The 19352-nt window shown below is 74.2% G+C and carries 20 protein-coding genes; 5 read left to right on the top strand and 15 right to left on the bottom strand.

All coding sequences use genetic code 11. From position 1 onward, the window contains the following. Positions 1 to 214: 214 nt before the first annotated feature. Positions 215 to 1015 carry an enoyl-CoA hydratase/isomerase family protein gene (locus HNR61_RS02330; protein WP_182841433.1) on the bottom strand — a complete coding sequence of 267 codons (801 nt, stop codon included), beginning with the start codon at positions 1013 to 1015 and terminating at the stop codon, positions 215 to 217. 163 nt (positions 1016 to 1178) lie between these two features. Here HNR61_RS02330 and HNR61_RS02325 point away from each other — a divergent pair, with 163 nt between their 5' ends. Continuing rightward, positions 1179 to 2513 carry an ABC1 kinase family protein gene (locus tag HNR61_RS02325; RefSeq protein ID WP_182841432.1) on the top strand — a complete coding sequence of 445 codons (1335 nt, stop codon included), beginning with the start codon at positions 1179 to 1181 and terminating at the stop codon, positions 2511 to 2513. Between the two features lie 264 nt (positions 2514 to 2777). Here the strand turns inward: HNR61_RS02325 and HNR61_RS02320 are convergent, their stop codons facing one another. The 5 genes from HNR61_RS02320 to HNR61_RS02300 all read right to left on the bottom strand — a co-directional run bounded on the left by HNR61_RS02320 (position 2778) and on the right by HNR61_RS02300 (position 5636). After that, positions 2778 to 2954: a hypothetical protein gene (locus HNR61_RS02320; protein ID WP_182841431.1), complete on the bottom strand. Its 177-nt coding sequence runs from the start codon at positions 2952 to 2954 to the stop codon at positions 2778 to 2780. 104 nt (positions 2955 to 3058) lie between these two features. Next, positions 3059 to 3337, bottom strand: coding sequence for a WhiB family transcriptional regulator (locus tag HNR61_RS02315; RefSeq protein ID WP_067831112.1), 279 nt, complete (start codon positions 3335 to 3337; stop codon positions 3059 to 3061). Positions 3338 to 3458: 121 nt separating this feature from the next. Next, positions 3459 to 3833: a hypothetical protein gene (locus HNR61_RS02310; protein ID WP_182841430.1), complete on the bottom strand. Its 375-nt coding sequence runs from the start codon at positions 3831 to 3833 to the stop codon at positions 3459 to 3461. Positions 3834 to 4051: 218 nt separating this feature from the next. Beyond that, positions 4052 to 5053, bottom strand: a complete 1002-nt coding sequence (locus HNR61_RS02305; RefSeq protein ID WP_246442123.1) for a CU044_5270 family protein — start codon at positions 5051 to 5053, stop codon at positions 4052 to 4054. Position 5054: 1 nt separating this feature from the next. Then, the gene (locus HNR61_RS02300; RefSeq protein ID WP_182841428.1) at positions 5055 to 5636 is read right to left on the bottom strand and encodes an RNA polymerase sigma factor; all 582 of its coding nucleotides are present in this window, start codon (positions 5634 to 5636) and stop codon (positions 5055 to 5057) included. Positions 5637 to 5749: 113 nt separating this feature from the next. Here HNR61_RS02300 and HNR61_RS02295 point away from each other — a divergent pair, with 113 nt between their 5' ends. Further along, on the top strand, positions 5750 to 6079 hold the full coding sequence (locus HNR61_RS02295; protein WP_182841427.1) for a MazG nucleotide pyrophosphohydrolase domain-containing protein: 330 nt from the start codon (positions 5750 to 5752) through the stop codon (positions 6077 to 6079). Here HNR61_RS02295 and HNR61_RS02290 read toward each other — a convergent pair. Beyond that, positions 6076 to 6273 carry a ferredoxin gene (locus HNR61_RS02290; protein ID WP_182841426.1) on the bottom strand — a complete coding sequence of 66 codons (198 nt, stop codon included), beginning with the start codon at positions 6271 to 6273 and terminating at the stop codon, positions 6076 to 6078. The two genes, HNR61_RS02295 and HNR61_RS02290, sit on opposite strands and share 4 nt — an antisense overlap. Continuing rightward, positions 6273 to 7454, bottom strand: a complete 1182-nt coding sequence (locus HNR61_RS02285) for a cytochrome P450 (protein WP_182841425.1) — start codon at positions 7452 to 7454, stop codon at positions 6273 to 6275. Before HNR61_RS02285 ends, HNR61_RS02290 begins: the two co-directional genes overlap by 1 nt. Positions 7455 to 7570: 116 nt before the next feature. Here HNR61_RS02285 and HNR61_RS02280 point away from each other — a divergent pair, with 116 nt between their 5' ends. After that, positions 7571 to 8284: a GbsR/MarR family transcriptional regulator gene (locus HNR61_RS02280; RefSeq protein ID WP_246441924.1), complete on the top strand. Its 714-nt coding sequence runs from the start codon at positions 7571 to 7573 to the stop codon at positions 8282 to 8284. 9 nt (positions 8285 to 8293) lie between these two features. Here the strand turns inward: HNR61_RS02280 and HNR61_RS02275 are convergent, their stop codons facing one another. Next, the gene (locus tag HNR61_RS02275) at positions 8294 to 8548 is read right to left on the bottom strand and encodes a hypothetical protein (protein WP_067831119.1); all 255 of its coding nucleotides are present in this window, start codon (positions 8546 to 8548) and stop codon (positions 8294 to 8296) included. Further along, on the bottom strand, positions 8545 to 8838 hold the full coding sequence (locus tag HNR61_RS02270; protein WP_220508859.1) for a DUF6247 family protein: 294 nt from the start codon (positions 8836 to 8838) through the stop codon (positions 8545 to 8547). Before HNR61_RS02270 ends, HNR61_RS02275 begins: the two co-directional genes overlap by 4 nt. Before the next feature lie 190 nt (positions 8839 to 9028). Between HNR61_RS02270 and HNR61_RS02265 the strand changes: the two genes are divergently transcribed. Both HNR61_RS02265 and HNR61_RS02260 read left to right on the top strand, forming a co-directional pair. After that, on the top strand, positions 9029 to 11062 hold the full coding sequence (locus HNR61_RS02265; RefSeq protein ID WP_182841423.1) for an ATP-binding protein: 2034 nt from the start codon (positions 9029 to 9031) through the stop codon (positions 11060 to 11062). Positions 11063 to 11200: 138 nt separating this feature from the next. Continuing rightward, positions 11201 to 12637 carry an NAD(P)/FAD-dependent oxidoreductase gene (locus tag HNR61_RS02260; protein WP_182841422.1) on the top strand — a complete coding sequence of 479 codons (1437 nt, stop codon included), beginning with the start codon at positions 11201 to 11203 and terminating at the stop codon, positions 12635 to 12637. A gap of 61 nt (positions 12638 to 12698) precedes the next feature. On the opposite strand, the gene HNR61_RS02255 is transcribed toward HNR61_RS02260, so the two are convergent. The 5 genes from HNR61_RS02255 to tesB form a co-directional block, all read right to left on the bottom strand. Then, positions 12699 to 14459 (bottom strand): GMC family oxidoreductase N-terminal domain-containing protein, encoded by a 1761-nt coding sequence (locus tag HNR61_RS02255; RefSeq protein ID WP_182841421.1) that lies wholly within the window; start codon positions 14457 to 14459, stop codon positions 12699 to 12701. Then, a complete protein-coding gene (locus HNR61_RS02250) occupies positions 14459 to 15385 on the bottom strand; it encodes a hypothetical protein (protein WP_182841420.1) in 927 nt (308 codons plus the stop codon). The genes HNR61_RS02255 and HNR61_RS02250 overlap by 1 nt, the downstream gene beginning before the upstream one ends. 258 nt (positions 15386 to 15643) lie before the next feature. Then, a complete protein-coding gene (locus HNR61_RS02245) occupies positions 15644 to 16615 on the bottom strand; it encodes an alpha/beta hydrolase (RefSeq protein WP_246441922.1) in 972 nt (323 codons plus the stop codon). A 940-nt stretch (positions 16616 to 17555) separates the two neighbouring features. Further along, positions 17556 to 17963, bottom strand: coding sequence for a hypothetical protein (locus HNR61_RS02240; protein WP_182841418.1), 408 nt, complete (start codon positions 17961 to 17963; stop codon positions 17556 to 17558). Positions 17964 to 18461: 498 nt separating this feature from the next. After that, positions 18462 to 19325 carry an acyl-CoA thioesterase II gene (gene tesB, locus HNR61_RS02235; protein ID WP_182841417.1) on the bottom strand — a complete coding sequence of 288 codons (864 nt, stop codon included), beginning with the start codon at positions 19323 to 19325 and terminating at the stop codon, positions 18462 to 18464. Between the last annotated feature and the right edge of the window lie 27 nt (positions 19326 to 19352).

The raw sequence follows: 19352 nt of genomic DNA, 5'->3' as shown, positions 1-19352 counted from the left end.
CCCGCCTGATCAGGGGCCTTCACCCGACCGCTGGCAAGCGCCCCTACGGGCGTCCGAGCGCGGCCACGCTCACATGCGCAAGCGCACGTCCGGACCGGGGCATCCCCCGCGGCCGCGAACGGTCACCCGCCCGCCCGCACGAACCGGGCCCGGGGCTCACCGGCCCCGGGTGATCACCCACACGCGCGTCCGGAGCAGGGCGCCTGTCCAGGGGTCACTCGCCGGTGAATTCCGGGGGGCGCTTCTCCTGCTGTGCCCGGATCCCCACCAGCATGTCCCTGGAGGCCATGGTCACCGGCTGGGCGAGGGACTCCCAGCGCAGGGCCGTCTCCATGTCGGGGTGGCCGCCGTTCGCGAGCGCGACCTTGGTGAGGCGGGTCGCGATCGGGGCCCGTGTGGCGATCGTCCCGGCGACCGACAGAGCCTCGGCGAGGACCCGGTCGCGCGGTACGGCCCGGTTGACCAGGCCGTGGCGTTCGGCCTCGGTCCCGGTGACGGCGCGGCCGGTGAACAGCAGTTCGCGGGCCAGCGGCAGTCCGGCGACCTCGGGCAGCAGCCAGGTGGTCGCCATGCCCGGGTGCAGGCCGAGGGCGGTGAACGGCACCAGCAGCTTGGCGTCGTCGGCCGCGTACCGCAGGTCGCAGGCCAGCGCGAGGGCGAGACCGGCGCCGACGGCATGGCCGTTCACGGCCGCGATCGTCGGCACCTCCAGGTCGCGGATCGCCAGCCAGGCGCGGTAGAACGCCAGCATCCGGTCGCGCAGCGCGGGCACGGCCACGGCGTTCTTCTCCGCCAGCCACGACAGGTCGCCGCCGGAGGTGAACGCGCTGCCCGCGCCGGTCACCACCACGCAGCGCAGTCCGGCGTCGGCGCGCAGGCCGGCGAGCGCCGCCGTCCACGCCTCGGTCATGGCGTCCGACATCGCGTTGCGGCGGTCGGGGTCGTTGAGGGTCAGGACGGCCACGCCGTCGGGACGGCGGTCCACCAGCAGGACGTCACTTCGCGCTTCGGACATGGGCGGCACCGTACCGTGCGCCCCCACGGCCGCCGGCACCGAGGGTGAGAAAGCGCACACTTACCCTCTTGGCGCAGGTGGTGGGTTGTTTGGCCAGGTTGGGCGCACCGCCGGGCCGGGATCGTTGTGGCGGGAACGATCCCCATCCCCGACAATGGTCGACGTGAGCGATCTCCCCCGCCGCGCGGTGACGCGGTCCGCAAAGCTGGCGTCCCTCCCGCTCGGTTTCGCCGGGCGAACCGCACTGGGCGTCGGGAAACGAACGTTGGGCAAGCCCGCCGAGATGGTCGCGCTGGAGATCCAGCAGCGCACCGCCGAGCAGCTGTTCAAGGTGCTCGGCGAGCTCAAGGGCGGCGCGATGAAGCTCGGCCAGATGCTCTCGATCTTCGAGGCGGCGCTGCCGCCGGAGATCGCCGGGCCCTACCGCGCCACCCTGACCAGGCTCCAGGAGGCGGCCCCTCCGCTGCCCGCCACCGCCGTGCACAAGGTGCTGGCCGAGGGGCTGGGCGAGGACTGGCGGGACGACTTCGCGGAGTTCGACGACCGGCCGGCCGCCGCCGCGTCGATCGGGCAGGTCCACCGGGCCGTGTGGAAGGACGGCCGCCAGGTCGCCGTCAAGGTCCAGTACCCGGGCGCGGGCAAGGCGCTGATCAGCGACTTCAACCAGCTCGCCCGGATCGGCAAGCTGTTCGGCGTCCTGATGCCCGGCCTCGACGTCAAGTCGATGCTGGCCGAGCTGAAGGAGCGCGTGGTCGAGGAGCTCGACTACACCATCGAGGCCGAGTCCCAGCGGCGCGTCCGCGAGGCGTACCCGGCCGACGACCCCGACTTCTACATCCCCGAGGTCGTCGCCCAGGCGGGGAACGTGCTGGTCACCGAGTGGATCGACGGCATCCCGCTGTCGAAGATCATCACCGAGGGGGACGCGGAGACCCGCAACCGTGCCGCCCTGCTGTACTGCCGGTTCCTGCTGTCGGGGCCGAAGCGGTCGGGCCTGCTGCACGGCGACCCGCACCCGGGCAACTTCCGCCTGCTGGAGGACGGCCGTCTCGGCGTGCTCGACTTCGGCGCGGTCGACCGCATCACGCCGGACTTCCAGTACCGCATGGGCCGCCTGCTGCGCATCGGCACGCTGGAGGGCATCGACACGATCGAGAAGGCGCTGCGCGACGAGGACTTCATCCGCGAGGGCGTGCGGGTCGAGGCCGAGGAGCTCCAGGCGTTCCTGGCGCCGATCACCGAGCCGTTCGTCGAGGACACCTTCCGGTTCTCCCGCGAGTGGCTGCGCGACATGGCCGCCCGGGTCACCGACCTGCGCCCCACCAACGTGGTCCGGCAGCTCAACCTGCCGCCGGAGTACGTGATCGTGCACCGGGTGCTGTCGGCGGGCACCGGCGTGCTGTGCCAGCTGGAGTGCGAGATCCCGGCGCGGGCCGAGTCCCTGCGGTGGGTGCCCGGCTTCGCCGACGAGTCCGACGCGGAGCTGGTCGGGAGCTGATCTCCGCGACGACGCGACGGGGCCCGCGCACCTCGGGGGTGCGCGGGCCCCGTTCCGTCGGCGCGTCCGGCCGGAGGGGAGTCCGGTGGACGCGCCCGGGACCGCCCGCGGGGAGGCGCGGCGTCCGTCAAACCATCCAAGAAAGAACGAACGCGCGCCTGCGACCGTTGGGCGGCGGGTCTGCGGAATGTCGGCCCGCGGGATGTCGGCCCGCGGGGTGCCGGCCCGCGGCGTGGGCAGCGCGCCGCGGGCCGGCGGGGTGGATCAGTGGCGCTCGTCGTAGCGCGGCTCGGGGACCGCGACCGGGGCGAGCAGCACCCGGGAGACGCGGGCCGCGCGGGTGCGGGCGTCACGGCGGGCCCGCCGCATCGCCCGTACCCTCGCGGCCAGTACCGCGTCGGGTATTCGCTCCCGGGACAGGTCCTGGCTGAGCAACGTCATCGTGGTCTCCCTGGCGGACCAGGGGCACGGCCCCACGGTGGGGACCGTGCTCACCTGGTCGGCACGGTCGAGGGTCGAAACGGCGGGCATCGTCGGTCGGGACCTCAGACGGTCACTTCGTCCGGCAGCGGGTGCTTGCGCGGACGGCCGCGGGGCCGCTTGCGCGCGACGATCACGCCGCGGACGAACAGCTCCCCGCCCCAGACGCCCCAGGGCTCCTTGCGCTCCAGCGCGCCGGCGAGGCACTGCGTGCGCACCGGGCACTCCAGGCACAGGGCCTTGGCGAGTTCGACGTCGGCGGGCGCCTCGGCGAAGAAGAGCTCCGGGTCGGTCCGGCAGGGAAGGGTGAGGTCCTCCTCGCTCATCGCGAGAGCCCCCTGCATCTCAGTCACCCTTGTTCCTCTCGTTGGGTCTCAACGGGTGTGTCGTGGGTCGTCCGGACAAATAAGAAGGGCCGCGGATCCGTGTGCTGGATCCGCGGCCCTGGGGCTTGCCGGTGCTCTTCTAGACCGGTTGCCTCCAGGGGTACGGACCCGACACGCCGCCCTTGATGGACGGGACGTACTCGTCGGCCGTGGCCGGGACGGCGGTACCTTCGCTCTGGTAGGCGAAGACACTCGTCCCCTGCTGGTCCTGGAATCGCTGTTCGTCGCGCAGACCGCGCAGGCGCAGTCCGAGGACGTCAACGCCCTCGTTCCGGACCCGGTCGATCCGCCGCATGCCGCCGCCAAGGCGCGCGGGCACACCGCCGCCGAGATGCGCGGGCATGCCGCCGGGGAACGCGATCCCGGCGGAGGCCACGGCGAAGCCCTGCCCCAAGGCGGTGCCAGGGCAGGCGGCGGTCAGCGACGACCACGATTTCGTCATCATGTTGATCACCGGACCGGACACCACCTCTCTGGCTCTTGGGGCAGGCTGCATCGGGTTCATGATCCCGACAGCGCCGCCGTCTGAATGCTCGCATCGAGCGTACGGCGGACCATGCAAGATCGGCAAGCGATTTTTTGACCTGCGATTTTGTGGAAGATTTCACGCAACTCCGGCCGAACCCCCGCCGCCGTCGCCGCGTCGTACCCGAGAGGGGTACTACGGCCGGATCAGGGGCGCACGCCCGGCCGGGGCACGACGCCGGAGTCCACCTTGGCGTTCCAGCCGATGACCGCTCCCGCCCTCATCGCCCCCTGGTCCCGGACGAAGATGTGCCGTCCGCCCAGATACCGGTACGAGGCCGGGTCGAAAATGATCTCCTGCCGGATGCCCTGCCCGTCCACCACGCCGAAGGCGCGCCCCCGCCGGCCCAGCGCGTCCACCGACTCGGGGACGACCCGCACGCCCTCCAGGTAGGCCAGCACCCCGTACAGCGCGGCCTGCTGGCGCGGCGCCACGTGGTACTGCCGCAGCACCTGGGCGATCAGTTCGAACGCGACCCGGTCCCGCCTCCCCCGCAGATCGATCCCGGTGACCGACCGCGCCTCGCCCCGCCCGGCCATGGCGACCATCCGGTCCACCTCGGCGTAGACCCGGTCGCGCATCCCCGCCGGGTCGCCCGGCGCGCCGATCAGGAACGCGGGCTTGGGCAACGCCCACGGGCCGAGCGGGTCGGGAAGGGGAACGTCGGCGCGGGGCCGGTGCTCGCGGACCCTTCCGTCCTTCCCCACGTCCGCCCGCCGCGTGCCGTCGGCCGTGTACCAGTTCTCGGCCTTGGTCATCCGGGGCCGCCTCCCGATCGGCCTGCCGTCGCTCTCGGCGACCACCTCCCGGACGTACGTCCAGGTCTTGGGGGCGATCACCACGTTCGGCGTGGCCTCGGCGACCGTCCGCGCCCGTTGCGCGGTCCGCGCGACCTCGGCGTCGGCGACGGGCATGCCGGGCGGCGCGACGATCCGCCCGGTCCCGTCCTCGCGGCCGTCCGGCACGGCGACGACCCCGGCGACCAGCGCCGCCGTCAGCCCCGCCACGGCCGCGCCGCGCCGCGCCCAGACGGCGCGCGCCCGGCGTTCCGGCGCGCGGAACTCCTCGTGCAGCCGCCGCCGCGCGTCCCGGACGGCGTCGGGCTCCATCGCGGGCACCCCGTCGCGGAACCCGGCCAGCGTCCTCATCTCATCCACGTCCGTCCTCCTCCAACGTCGCACGGAGCCTGCGGCGGGCCCGGCTGAGCCGGGACCGCACGGTGCCGACCGGGATGCCCAGGGCCCGCGAGGTCTCCTCGTAGGTGAGGTCGGCCCAGGCGATGAGCAGCAGCACGTCCCGGTCTCCCCGGTTGAGCCCGGCCAGCCCGCGGGCGAGCGCGCGTTCCTCGCCCTGGGCGGCGACCCGGCTGACGACCCGTTCGGCCAGGGGCTCGGGCAGCGGGTCCACCCCGGTCCGCGCCACCGCCCGCAGGTAGCGCACCTCGGTCCGCCGGTGCCGCGCGACGAGCGTCGTGGCGATCCCGTACAGCCAGGGCCGCGCGTCCGGCCACCCCGGGTCGTAGCTCCGCCGCCGCCGGAACGCGGCCAGGAACGTCTCGGCCACCACGTCGTCGGCCGCCTGCACGCCGACCCGCCGGGCCACATACCGGTGGATCTCGGCGTGGTGCCGTTCGAAGACCCCGGAGAACCGCTCCGGGTCGGTCACCGAGGCCTCGATCAGGCGGGCGTCGGCGGCGTCGGCCTCCTCCACCCGCACCGCCGCCGCGTTCATGCCGTTCCCTCTGCTGGGGACATCGTTCGCCTCTCTGTGGGGGGACGGGTCACCCGCTCCTCTCCCGATCCCGCCGATCGGGTTCTCGCCGCCGGTCGGCAGAATGGGCGACCATGCCGTCCGACCCGCTCCCCACCGAACCGTCCGCCCTCGGCGCCGTGATCGCCGAACGCCTCCGCGCCCACTTTCCCCCCGACAACGAGCGCGACCGCCAGGTGATGGCGCTGGCCGAGGAGGTCGGCGAGTTCGTCGGCGCCTACCGCCGCTGGTCGGGCAACGCCCGCCGCACCGGCTCGTTCGACGAGGTCCGCGACGAGCTGGCCGACGTCGTCATCACCGCCTACGTGACCGCCGCCGTCCTGGACATCGACCTGGACGAGGCCGTCGGGGCCAAGGCGGCGAAGATCTTCACACGCGGCTGGCGCGACGAGCCCGCCGGCTAGGGCCCCGTCACGCGGATCGCGTGGGTGGGGCACGACCGCGCGGCCCGGAGGACCGCCTGACGCCGGTCCTCCGGCGGCTCCTCCCGCAGCAGCTCGACGACGCCGTCCTCCTCGCGCTGGTCGAACACCTCGGGCGCGAGGAACGCGCACTGCCCCGAGCCGACGCAGGCCCCGGTGTCCACGCCGACCTTCATCAGTCCCCCCAGGCGACCGGCAGCCGGTGCACCCCGTAGATGATCATGTCGGTCCGCAGCGGGACCCGCCCGGCGGGCGCCGCCAGGCGCAGCGTGGGGAACCGGCGGAACAGCGCGGGCAGCGCCACCCCCAGCTCCACCCGGGCGAGCTGCTGCCCGAGGCACTGGTGGACGCCGTGCCCGAACGCCACGTGCCCGCCGGGCGCACGGGTCAGGTCGAGCAGGTCGGGGTCGGCGAAACGCGCGGGGTCGCGGTTGGCCGCGGGGATCGAGACGGTGACCGTCTCCCCGGCGCGGATCCTCTCGCCGTGCAGCTCGACGTCCTCCAGCGCCGTGCGCACCGTGAACGGGATGATGCTCAGGTAGCGCAGCAGCTCCTCGACGGCGCCGTCGGCGAGGTCCCCGTCCCCGTCCCGCAGCGCGGCCGCCTGCCCGGGGTGCTCCAGCAGCGCGAACGCCCCGAGCGCCAGCATGTTGGCCGTGGTGTCGAGCCCGGCGCCCAGCAGCAGGAAGCCGATGTTGACGAGCTCCTCGTCGGTCAGGTCGCTCCCGAGCAGGTCGCTCAGCAGATCGTCGGTGGGCGCGGCGCGCTTGGCCGCCACCGGCCCCCGCACGTACTCGTGGACCGTCGTGTAGGCGGCGGCCGCCTCCTCCGGCGACGCGCCCAGCCGGAACAGGTCCAGCGTGTGCCGCTGGAACCGGTCCCGGTCGCCGTAGGGCACCCCGAGCAGCTCGCAGATCAACCGCGCGGGGACGGGCTGCGCCAGCGCCCCGACCAGGTCCACCGGCGGCCCCTGGCGTTCCATGGCGGCGAGGCGTTCGGCGGTGGCCTCCTCGATCCGTTCGGTGAGCAGCCGCATCCGCCGGACGGTGAACCGCCCCGCGAGCAGCCGCCGGTACCGTGTGTGCTCCGGCGGGTCCATGCTCCCGAACATGCCGGGCTCGGCGGGCCGCGGCTCCGGCATGCCGGGCACCGGCAGGTGCTGGAGCTCCGCCCGGGCGCTGAACCGCCGGTCGGCCAGCACCTCGCGCACCAGCGCGTGGCCGGTCACCAGCCAGCCCTCATGCCCGTCGGGATAGCCCAGCCGGCTCAGCGGCCGCCGCTCCCGCAGCTCGGCCAGCCCCACGGGCGGGTCGAACGGCCTTCCGGCCCGCCTCTCGGTCGGCAACGACGCGACCATGGCGTCCCCTCCTCGTCTCGTCCACGACGAGGGCGACGTTAAGAATGGATTTCGCGTACCGGCAACGCCGGAAAAACGTATCCGCAGGCGACAGCCGTGAGAGTGGTGCAACGACCTTGAAGCTGAACGCACCGGCGGAGCCGACGCCGGGCTCCCGACTGACCTACGAGGAACGCCGGCGCATCGCCGAGGGCCTGACGGCGGGGCTCCCCTACGCCGAGATCGCCCGCCGCCTGGGCCGCCCCCGCTCCACGATCAGCCGCGAGGTCGCCCGCAACGGCGGCCCCCGCCACTACCGGGCCCACCACGCCCAGCGGGCGACGGCCTGGCGGGCCCGCCGCCGCCCGAAGCGGCCGTCGCGGCCGGGCCGCACCCCGCCCCCGGCGGAGCTCCACGACTTCGAGGAACGCTTCGTGGAGATGGCGGTCCGGACGGGCCTGCCCCCCATGCCCGCCCGCGTCCTGGTCTGCCTGCTCACCGGCGACGACGGCCTGACCGCCGCGGAACTGGCGGCCCGCCTGCGGGTCAGCCCCGCCTCCGTCTCCAAGGCCGTCAACTGGCTGGAGCGGCTCGGCCTGATCCGCCGCGAACGCCACGACCGCCGCGACCGCTACCTCGTCGACGACCACATCTGGTACCAGACGTGCCAGGCCAGCATCCGGTCGACGGCGATGTGGGCGGACCTCGCCCGGCAGGGGACGGCCCTCCTGGACCCGGACACCCGCGCCGGGGCCCGCCTCGACACGATGGGCCGGTTCTTCCACTTCCTGCACCAGGACATGCTCCAGGCGGCCGACCACTGGCACCGGGTCCTCGCCCGCCCCGGGTGACGGACGCGTTCAGCCCGCCCAGGTGACGCGGTGGACGCGCACGACGCGCATCCGGTCGTCGACGTAGCAGTGGATCATGCCCCAGTCGCCGAACAGGGCCCACCGCATCGCCGGGTCGTGCCCGCTCTCGTCGGGGCGGGTGTTGGACCACGGGGCGTGGGACAGGGTGGTCAGCCGGTCGGTGAGCTCCTTGAACGCCGCCGGCGGCAGGCCCAGCGCCTCCTGCTGCGCCTGCTCGCCGAGGATGACGTGGTACTCGTTCACGGTTCCCGCCGGGCGACCAGTTCGTCCAGGGTGATGTAGTCGCCCTCGCCGCGGCGGGCGGCCTCGCGCCGGTCGTAGAAGTCGGGGGCGCTGTAGGCGACCGCCCGCAGGCTCCACTCGTGCAGGAACCGGCGGAGCTGGCGGTAGCGCCACACCTCGTTCGCGGCGGCCTCGGCGGTGGCGCGGTACTCCTCCAGGAAACGGGCGCGTTCGCGCTCGGGCAGCCGGGCGAGGATGCGTTCGGGGTCGTTCGGATCGTCGGTGTACTGGTCGATGGCCTCAGCCGTCACCGCTGCGCTCCTTCGCTACGACGCCTGCCCCCAGCGTAGGTCCGCGCCGCGCGCGCGTCAGGAACTCCACGGGACACGGTCGCGTGTCACGGCCCCGGTCCCGCCGTTTGACCCGCGCTCGCGGGGCGGGGCACGCTTCGGGGCGCCGGGGACGATCGGGGCGGAACGGCGGCCGGGAGGGGAGCTGGGGATGGCAGCGGGGGACGACCGGGGCTTCGCGACGCTGGGGCACCGGCTCCAGGCGGCGCGGGAACGGGCCTTCGTCGGGCGGGGCGAGGAGCTGGCCGCCTTCGGCACGGCGCTGCGGAGCGGCGGCGTGCTGTGGGTGCACGGGCCGGGCGGGGTCGGCAAGTCGACGCTGCTGCAACGCTTCGCGCAGGAGGCCGCCGCCGCGGGGCGGCCGGTCACCCCGCTGGACGGCCGCACCCTGGACCCGACGCCCGCCGCGTTCGAGGCCGCCACCGCGCCGCTGCTCACCGGGGGCGGCGACGGGGTGCTGCTGGTGGACGCCTTCGAACGCGTGCAGGGCCTGGAGGGGTGGCTCCGGGAGCGGTTCCTGCCGCGGCTGCCCGACGGCGCGCTGGTCGTGGTGGCCGGGCGGACCCCGCCGGACGTCATGTGGACCGTCGATCCGGGATGGGCGCAGACGCTGCGGCCGCTGCCGCTGCGCGACCTGGACGCGCGGGACGCCGAGGCGTTCCTGGACGCGCGCGGCGTCGCCGAGGGGCTGCGCGGGCCGCTGCTGGCGTTCGCCGGGGGCCATCCGCTGGCGCTGTCGCTGGGCGCGGCGGTGGCGGGCAAGGACAGCGAGGCCAGCGCGCGGTGGACGCCCGCCCAGGACGTCATCGCCACGCTGCTGGACCAGCTCGTCGGCGAGGTCCCCAGCCCCGCGCACCGGCACGCGCTGGAGGTGTGCGCGCACACCTACGTGACGACCGAGGACCTGCTGCGGCACGTGCTGCCCGACGACGCCGCCGCGCTGTTCACCTGGCTGCGGCGCCTGCCGTTCGTGGAGTCCAGCCGGCGGGGCCTGTTCCCGCACGACGTGGTGCGGGAGGTGCTGGAGGCCGACCTGCGCTGGCGCGACCCGCGCGGCTACGCCGACATGCACCGCGGGATCGGCGCGTACCTGGCCGAACGCATCCGCACCGCCGCCGACCCCGACGTGCTGGAGGCGGTCGGGTCGCTGTTCCACCTGCACCGGAGCGTCGGCGGCACCGCCGAGCAGATCAGCTGGCGCGGCGACGGCGAGGTGTACGAGGACCTGTTCCGGCCCGCCGACGTCCCGGCGCTGGTGCGGATGGCCGCCGAGGTGGAGAACGCCGCGTCGGCGGCGGCCGTGGCGTTCTGGACGGCCCGCCAGCCCGAGGCGTTCCGGCTCTACCGGCGGACGCGGACCGGCGAGCTGGTGGGGTTCTGCTCCTGGCTGCGGCTGTCGCGGCCCTCGGCGGAGGAGGCGGCGGCCGACCCGGTCACCGCGACGGCGTGGGAGAACGCCCGCGCGCTCGGCCCGTTGCGGCCCGGCGAGCACCTGGCCGTCGGGCGGACGTGGGTGCGGGCCGAGGAGAGCGCCCTGTCGCCGGTGTCGGACCTGGTCCAGTGGCGGGCGATCGGGTACTGCCTGCGCGCCGACCGCATGGCGTGGTCGTTCATGGCGATGCGCCACGACACCCCGATGCGCGACTACCTGGCCGCCTTCGACTTCCACGACGTGGGCGGGCACGCCCGGGTGGGCGGCGCCGAGTACGCGCTGTTCGCCCACGACTGGCGGGCGGTCCCGGCCGACGCGTGGCTGGAGCGCCTGGACCGGCTGCTGCTGGGCGACCCGGTGGACGCGCCCGGCCCGCCCGCGGCGGGCCTGACGGTGCTGACGCGCGAGGAGTTCGCCGACGCCGTCCGCCGGGGCCTGCGGCACCTGTCGCGCCCCGCCGAGCTGGCCGCCAACCCGCTGGCGGGCACCCGCCTGGTCGCCGGGGCCTCCGGCGGGGACCCGGCGAAGGCGCTGCGGCGGATCCTGGAGGAGGCCGTCGAACGGGTGGGGCGCGACCCGCGCGCGGTGAAGTTCCACCGGGCGCTGAAGGCGACCTACCTGGCGGGCGCCCCGACCCAGGAGGCCGCCGCCGAGCGCCTCGGGCTGCCGTTCACGACCTACCGGCGCCACCTGGCGTCGGGCGTCGAGCGCGTCGGCGAGGACCTGTGGCACCGGGAGATCCACGGGACGTGACCGCGCCCGGCGCGGTCAGGGGCGCGGCGGACGGCGGTGGACAGAAAGCGGGCGGCGAACGGTCTGGGAACCGGTCATCCGTCCCCGCGACGGTGAGGGCGTCCAACGGAAACACCACCCACACGGGGGGAGATCACGATGTCCTCGATCGTCATTCTGGGGGCCGGCGTCACGGGACTGTCGGCGGCGATGCTGCTGGCCGGGGACGGGCACCGGGTGACCGTCCTGGAACGCGACGCCGCGTCCGTCCCGGCGGACGGCGCGGCCGCATGGCGGGACTGGGTCCGGCCGGGCGTCAACCAGTTCCGGCTGCCGCACCTGCTGCTGCCGCGCTGGCGGCAGGAGGCGCAGCGGGAGCTGCCCGGGGTCGTCGCCGAGCTGCGGGCGCTCGGCGCGCGGGAGGTGAACCTGCTCGGGATCGGCGCCTGGCCCGGCGGCGTCAACGCCCACCGGCCCGGCGACGAGCGGTTCCTCACCCTGGCCGCGCGCCGCCCGGTGATCGAGGCCGCCGTCGCCCGCGTCGCCGCGCGCACCGCCGGGGTGACCGTCCACCACGGGGTGCGGGTCGTGGGCCTGACGGCCACCGGCGGGGACGTCCCGCACGTCACCGGGGTGCGCGCCGCCGACGGCCGGGTGTTCGGCGCCGACCTGGTCGTGGACGTCTCGGGACGCGGCTCGGCGGTCCCGGCGATGCTGCGCGACCTCGGCGCGCGCCCGCCCGCCGAGGAGAGGGAGGAGGCCGGGTTCGTCTACTACTGCCGCCACTTCCGGACGCCCGACGGGCGGGTCCCGCCGTTCCACGGATGGCTGCTGGACCACTACGACGGCCTCTCGACGATCAAGCTGCCCGGTGACGCGGGCACCGTCTCGGTGACGTTCGTGGTCTCCGACGGCGACCGGCGGCTGCGCGCCCTGCACGACCCCGCCGTGTGGGACCGGGCCGTGCGGCTGTTCCCGCACCTGGAGCCGTGGACGCGCGGCGAGCCGCTGGGCGGGGTGCGGGCGATGGCCAGCCTCCAGGACCGGTACCGCCGGTTCGTCGTGGACGGGCGCCCGGTGGCGACCGGGCTGGTCGCGGTCGGCGACGCGTGGGCGTGCACCAACCCCGCGCTCGGCCAGGGCGTCTCGATGGGCCTGCTGCACGCGATGGCGCTGCGCGACGTGCTGCGCGGCGCCGGGGAGCCCGAGGAGCTGGTGCGGCGCTTCGACGAGGTCACCGAGACCGCCCTGACGCCGGTCTACCGGCAGGTCGTCGACTGGGACCGCAACCGCCTGGCCGAGATCCGCGCCGACATCGCCGGGGAACCGCGCCCGGACGGCGACGAGAACTGGCTGGTCACCAAGGCCGTGGACGTGGCCAAGCTGCGGGACCCCGACGTCCTGCGCGCCGCCGCCGACGTCGGCTCGATGCTGACGTCCGCGCAGGAGGCCCTGGCCGCGCCCGGCCTCGTCGAGAAGATCATGGGCCTGGCCGCGGGCCTGCCCCGCTACTCCGAGCCGGGCCCCACCCGCGCGGAGCTGCTGGCCGCCGTCGGGGACACGGCGCGCCCGCACCTCGCGTCCGTGTCGCGCTGACCGGGAGCCCCGCGGCCGGGCGCGTTCCCGGGTCCGGCCGCGGGGGGCTGCCGGCGTGAGGTCACAGCGCGGCCGAGATCCGCGGGTCGGTGGAGGGCACCGGCGCCTCGGCGCGCACCCAGGGACGGCCGCCGAAGTGCCGCGTGAAGATCCTCTCGGCGGTGCGGGTGGCCAGGGCCTGGGTGGTGAGGGTCGGGTTGGGGCCGCCCAGGGCGTTGGCCAGCGCCGAGTTGTCGGCGACGTACAGGCGCCGCACCCAGCGGCTCTCGGCGTCGGAGGTCAGCACCGAGTCGCGCTCCGACAGGCCCATGCGCATGGAGGAGTGGACGTGCAGCAGCAGCGGCGCCCAGTCGAAGCGGTAGACGCGGCGCGCCCCGGCCTCGCGCAGCAGCTCGGCGGCCCTGCGGGCCAGGAACTCGCGGTTGGCGCTGGTGCGGCGGCTGCGCGCGTGTCCGTCCAGGGCGACCTTGGGGGCCGCGCCGTGCTCGTCGGCCGGGAACGCCGACAGCAGCACCCGGTTGTCGCGCTCGACGTCGTCGTCGGTCAGCACCAGGATGTTCACCAGCCGGTTGACGCCGTGCAGCAGCGCCTCCTTCAGCTCCGGCCCCAGCACCCGCCCGGCGCGGCCGTCCCACGGGCCGGTCATGCCGCGCCCGTTGCCGTACTGGCCGCGGATGCCGCTGCCCGACAGCGCCATGGCGAACGCCTGGTTCGCCGGTCCCAGCCCCAGCTGCTCCAGCGCGCCGCGGCCGGGGAAGTCGCAGCGCGCCGCCGAGCTGGGGCCCTTGGAGGAGCCGGTCTCCTCGTCGAACAGCCCGGTCACCCCGTCCAGGAAGTGGTCGGTGTAGCCGCGCCCCACCCAGCCGTTGGGATCGGGCAGGTCGCTGTTGAGCCACAGCCGGGGCGTCTCGGTGGCGCCGCCCGCCAGCACCACCACGCGGGCCTCCTCGCGGTGGCGTTCGCCGGTCGCGCCGACCCGCCAGGTGACGCCGGCGGCCTCGGTGCGGCCGCCGCGCCGCCGGGTGTGCACCCTGACCACGAACGCGTCGGGTACCAGCGTCACGTCGCGTCCGCCGCGCGCCCACGCCGAGGCGGTCAGCGCCATGGGCACGTAGCTGTTGTCGGTGGAGCGCTTGGCGAACTGGTTGCGCGGCGCGCGGACCGGTTCCATGCAGCCCTGGAGGCAGAACCCGCAGTAGGTGCAGCCGGTCGCCCGCGGGTACACCAGGCGCGCGGGGTCGGTGGTGCGCCCGGCGGTGCCGCCGGGCTGCAGGATGGCGTTCTCCTGCGGCCGGTAGGAGGCGCGCAGGGTGTCCTTGGTGGTCTGCACGGGGATGCCCAGTTTCTCGGCGCCGCGGAAGAACACCGTCTCCTTGGTGCCCATCGCGGCGGTCTGCACCGGCAGCGTCGCCTCCACCCACTCGTAGTAGGGCACCAGCTCGGCGTAGGGGAACGGGAAGGCGTGCGCGGTGTCGTAGGCGTCGCGGTCGGGCCCCTCGTACCCGGCGAACGCGCCCCGGTAGGCGCGCGGGGAGTTGCCGTAGTAGTGCTGGGTGGTGCCGCCGACGCCCGCCACCTGGAGGATGAAGGAGTTCTGCGGCTCCTCGCGCAGCCAGGCGGGCTTGCGCCGGTCGGCCGGGCCGAACCGCAGGAAGCCGGTCAGCGGGTTGTTGGCGTCGTTCTCGTAGTGCGTCCAGGACGCCCGCGGGTCGGTGTGGTGGGGGCCGCCCTCCAGCAGCAGCACGTCCAGGCCGCGCGCCGCCAGCTCCTTGGCCACCACCGGGCCGCCGCCGCCCGCGCCCACCACGATGACGTCGCGCATCAGCCGGTCACCTTCCGTCGTCCCTGGTAGTAGCCCCGGTACTCGTCCCATCCGTCGATCGAGGGGGTGTAGCCCGACACCTGCCAGCCGACCGGGCGGCCGGTGAGCCGCCGGGTGGCGGGGTCGAAGACCGCCCACTCGCTGTAGGCACCCAGCGCGGTCACCTCCAGCAGCGTCCCGGCCAGGAACCGCAGCAGTCCCGACACCGACCCGCGCAGCGGCTCGGGCAGCCGCCGGTCCAGCGTGCCCACCAGCGCCGGGTCGGGCCCCTCCAGCAGGTGGAACACCCGCGCCTTGCGGGCGTAGGGCAGCCGCGCGAACGGCGCGGTGAACGGCCCGGCCACCGACGCCGGGTGCACCCGCACCGCCTGGACGTTCAGCAGCAACGCCACCACGCCCGACAGCGGGATGGTGGCGTCGTTGTCGAGCAGGCGGCGCAGCCCGGCGTCCACGCGTCCCACCGCCGCGCCGGGGGCGTCGCCGCCCGCCGCGCCCGGCAGCCGCAGCGGTCCGGCGCCCTGCGCCAGGGCCCGGACCAGCGGGACGGCGATCTGGTCGGGAAAGGGCAGGAACCGGTCCAGCGCGTCCACCAGGAACGCCGGGACCTTCGCCTCGATCGCGCCGGGTTCGCGGCGCGGGGTGCCCTGGGCGCGCGAGTAGGGGTCGGGGCCGGGCGCCACGAACACCGCCAGCCCGCCCATGGTGTCGGCGGTCACCGCGTCCAGGGCCCGCCGCACGGCGCGCGCGTCGGCGGCGGGGTCGGGGGCGGCCGCGGCGGGCGGGGCCGGGAGCAGCGGGACGGCGGCCAGCAGCCCGGCCGCGCCCAGCAGGGCGCGCCGGTCCAGCGGGACCGGGTCCGGCGCGGGGCCGGAACCGGCGGCGGGGTCGGAGGGGGCGGGGGAGACACGGGACGGGGAATCGTTCATCGACGTCGCCCTTCCTGGGAGCCGTGTCCTGCGACGGTAGGGGCGGTGACGACCGGTTGTGGAGGGGCGCGGATGGCCGATGGTGTCCATGGGTGAGGGGTTGACCCGGTTGCGTTGCTCAGGGGTGCTCGCACCCTCCGGGACGGCGTCCCCTTCGCCCGGCCCGGTTTTGGCAGCGGGCTGACAACGACCCGCATGACACCGCGGGGCTCCCGGTTTCCGGTCGGCCGCTCAGGGGTGTCCGAAATCCCGGACGGATCACCGGCCGAGGGCGTCCATCAGCATCGGATAGGCCGCGTGCAGGTCGCGCTGCCAGTACGGCCAGCTGTGCTGCCCGTCGTGGAGGTCGGTGGTCACCGGGATGCCGAGATCGCGCAGGCGGCCGACGAACGCGCGGGCGTGGTCGTTCGCGGCGGCCTCCACCGGGTCGGTGAACGGCAGCCCTCCGAGGGAGCCGGGCCTGCCGTTGCCGCTGGCCACGAACAGCCGCGTGCCCGCCAGCCGCCCGGCCAGGTCGTAGGGGTTGTGGGCGTGCCAGATCGCGGCCTGGTCGTCGGGGTCGCCCCAGACGCGCCGCCAGTCGGTGCCCGGGCAGGAGAGGGACGGCCCCCAGCCGATCGAGTCGTCGCCGGGCGTGTGGCCGTACCGGGTGTGCAGGTAGCCGCTGAACGCCGCCGCGGCGCGGAACGTGCCGGGGTGCCGGGCGGAGTACAGCATGGCGCCCAGCCCGCCCATGGAGTTGCCCGCGACCACGCGGGCCGTTCCGGCGCGGTAGGAGCGTTCGAGGATCCGCCGGAGTTCGGTCAGGTGGAACGTCTCCCAGCGGGGCGGGCCGCCGTCGCCGTGGTTCCACCAGTCGGAGTAGTTGCCGCAGCGGCCGCCCTCGGGCATGACGACGATGACGCCGGAGCCCGCGGTGAGCCGCGCGACGTCGGTGTCGCGCGTCCAGGCGGTGTAGTCGTCGACGCCGCCGTGCAGCAGCCAGAACGTCGGCCAGGTGCGGTCGGCGGTGCGCGACCAGCCCTCGGGGAGCAGGAGGCGGACGTTCTTCCGGCCGTCCATGGCGGGCGACCGGATCGTCAGGTCGACGGTGCGGGGCGCGACCGTCTTCTCCGCGACGACCCTGGCCTCGTCGGCGCGCGCGGGCGCACCGGCCGGGAACAGGACGAGGAGCAGCAGGAGCGGGACGAGGACCCCCGGCCATACGGCGGGGGCGGCGCGACGGGGCAAGGCGGGCCTTCCGGAACGGCCGGCGGGGAAACCGGCCATCGGCGTTCGAGGTCCACCGGAGAAAAGGGGTCACCGAGGTGAGGGCTGCAACGCGTCAGCGGGGAATGGGTAATGGCTTTCACGAACTGCGGAGAATCCCCGCTCCGATGGTGTTGCCGAATCCGTTCCCGTTCACGATGCGCTCGAATCCGGCCACAAAAGCGATATAAAATGCATTTCCTTGCCAGCTTTCACTGGCATGGTCTGCGACTCGCGTGAAACCGGTGGCCACAACGGTCGTCCGGACACGTACGGGGAAACGGGGCGCACCGTGCCGCAGGGAGACACCGCGGGAACGGCCATGCCGACCATGACGGGGAAAGGGTCGGAAAATGTCCCTCAACGATCGCTTGAGTGCCCGAAGGCGATGCCCGAAGGCGAGCGACTTAGAAGGCCCTTGTTCCGGAGGAGGCCCGGCGACGACCTCCGGAACGGCCGGGCGCCACTTCACTCATTCCCCTTGCCCGAACATTCTCCGCCGCCTGTTTCGGCATGCCTGGATTCAGGTGCGGAACGGCGCGTGAAGGGTCCGCCGCCGCTTCCTGGGGGTTCATGTGGGTTCTCGTATGGCGATCGTCGGCACGGCGTGCCGGTTGCCGAACGCCGGTCGTTCCGGCGCATCCCGTCCCAGCGCATCCGGCTGAACGCGGGCCTGCCCGAGGGACGCGGCGCGCCCGGTGGCCCTGGCCGCCCCTCCCCCGGGGGGCTTGCCCATGAACTTCCTGTTCACGGCCTCGCTCTGACTCACACCGGTTCCCCGCCGACCGGCAGCGGTCCGAAGGAAGAGGCGGCTCGGGGAACGGCGCCTCACCGGCGGCGCTCGTGTCCTGCCGCGCCCGGGGGCGAGAAGCGTGATGGAGGAGCGGGGTCCCGCTCCTCCATCACCTCCGCGCGGCTCTCGCTAGTTGAAGTAAACGATCCGGTTCTCCTTGGTGCTGCAGAGCGGCCCCCAACCGGCTTCGTACTTGCACGCCTTGACGTGGATCTTGATCGACTTCTTGGAGGTGCTGACCTTGTAGGAGTAGTCGGCGGTGTCGCCCTTGCCGTTCCACGTCCCCCAGGCGTTGTAGCCGATGGTGACCACGGCGTTGCGCCCGTCCGCCTTGGTGTCGTAGATCTTCCCCTTCACGTAGTGGCCGTTCTTGCAGTCCTTGGCGTAGATGTTGGCGGCGGCGCCCGTGCCCTTGCCGATGGTCTTCACATACGTCCACTTGCAGGTGTACGCCTCGGCGGCAGCAGGCACCGCCATCGCGCCGCCCGCGAGCGCGCCGACGAGAAGTGACCGCTGAACCGACCTCTTGATGCGCATGGTGTCCCTTTCCGATGTGTTCCGGCCGATGTCCGCGTCCGGTCGCGTCCCAGCGCTTCGGACCGACGCCGACCGCGTAGGGCCCGTCCCCTGGTCGACGAGGCGTGGTGAGCTTGGCCGGGCGACCGGCCCCCTCGCGGTCGCCGCGCCCGCCGCCCCGACCGAGTGGTCACAAGGGTCGCGGAGGGCGGTTGGAATCCGGTTGGAAAGTGGAAGGAGCGCAGGTCAGCCGCCCCGCCGGAGGCCGGGACCGCATGTCACGGACGAACACGAGCGGGGAGGGTCCTCCTGCGGGCTGCGCGTGGGCCAGGCCGTTGCCGCGGGTCGGCTCGTGCCTGGCCCGGAGGCGCTGGTCCGCGGCGACCACCGGTGCCCTGGAGTGGGAGCCACCGAGACGGCGGTCGGGCAGCGCCGAGCCCGCCATGGCGACCACTCTTGTGATCAACGCCCTGAACGCGAACGCGGCCCCAGGTGGTCCTGGGGCCGCGTTCGGGGCGGTCAGGAGTCGGTGACTCGGATCAGGCCCTCCTGCATGACCGAGACGACCAGGTCGCCGTCCTGGGTGAAGACCTGGCCTCTGGCCAGGCCTCGGGCTCCTCCGGCGAAGGGGGTGTCCTGGTAGTACAGGAGCCACTCGTCTGCCCGGAACGGCTTGTGGAACCACATCGCGTGGTCCAGGCTGGCGCCCATCGTCCGGTTGTCGCCCCAGGCCAGGCCGTGGTTCAGGAGGACGGTGTCCAGCAGGGTCATGTCCGAGGCGTACGTCATCAGGCAGACGTGCAGCAGGGGGTCGTCGGGGAGTTCGCCGTCGACCTTCAGCCAGACCTTGGACTCGGGGGTCGTCAGCTTCGGGTCCTTGGCCGCCTCCCAGGTCAGGGGGGTCGCGTGGCGGACGTCGAAGGGGCGGCGGTTGACGAACTCGGTGGCGAAGCGCTCGCCGAACAGCGGGGTCAGGCGGTCCAGGGCCGGGGGCAGGGTCTCCGGGGCCGGGGCCTCGGGCATCGGGGCGTGGTGGGCCGGGCCGTCCTCGGTGATCTGGAACGACGCCGACAGGCTGAAGATGGCCTTGCCGTGCTGGATCGCCAGGACGCGGCGGGTGGTGAAGGAGCGGCCGTCGCGGACGCGGTCGACCGTGTAGACGATCGGGACCGACGGGTCGCCGGGGCGGATGAAGTAGGCGTGGAGCGAGTGGACGGAGCGGTCCACCGGGACGGTGCGGCCCGCGGCGACGAGGGCCTGGCCCGCGACCTGGCCGCCGAAGACCCGCTGTTGGCGGTCCTCGGGGCTGCGGCCCCGGAAGATGTCGTTCTCGATCTGTTCCAGGTCGAGGATGTCCAGCAGTGCTTTCAGTGACTCCTTCACGCCGATCAGTCTCCCAAATCGCGGGGT

The organism is Actinomadura kijaniata, assembly GCF_014138665.1.
GTDB lineage: Bacteria > Actinomycetota > Actinomycetes > Streptosporangiales > Streptosporangiaceae > Spirillospora > Spirillospora kijaniata.
Note: the sequence above shows the minus strand (reverse complement) of the source record. Positions and strands in the feature narration are given on the sequence as shown.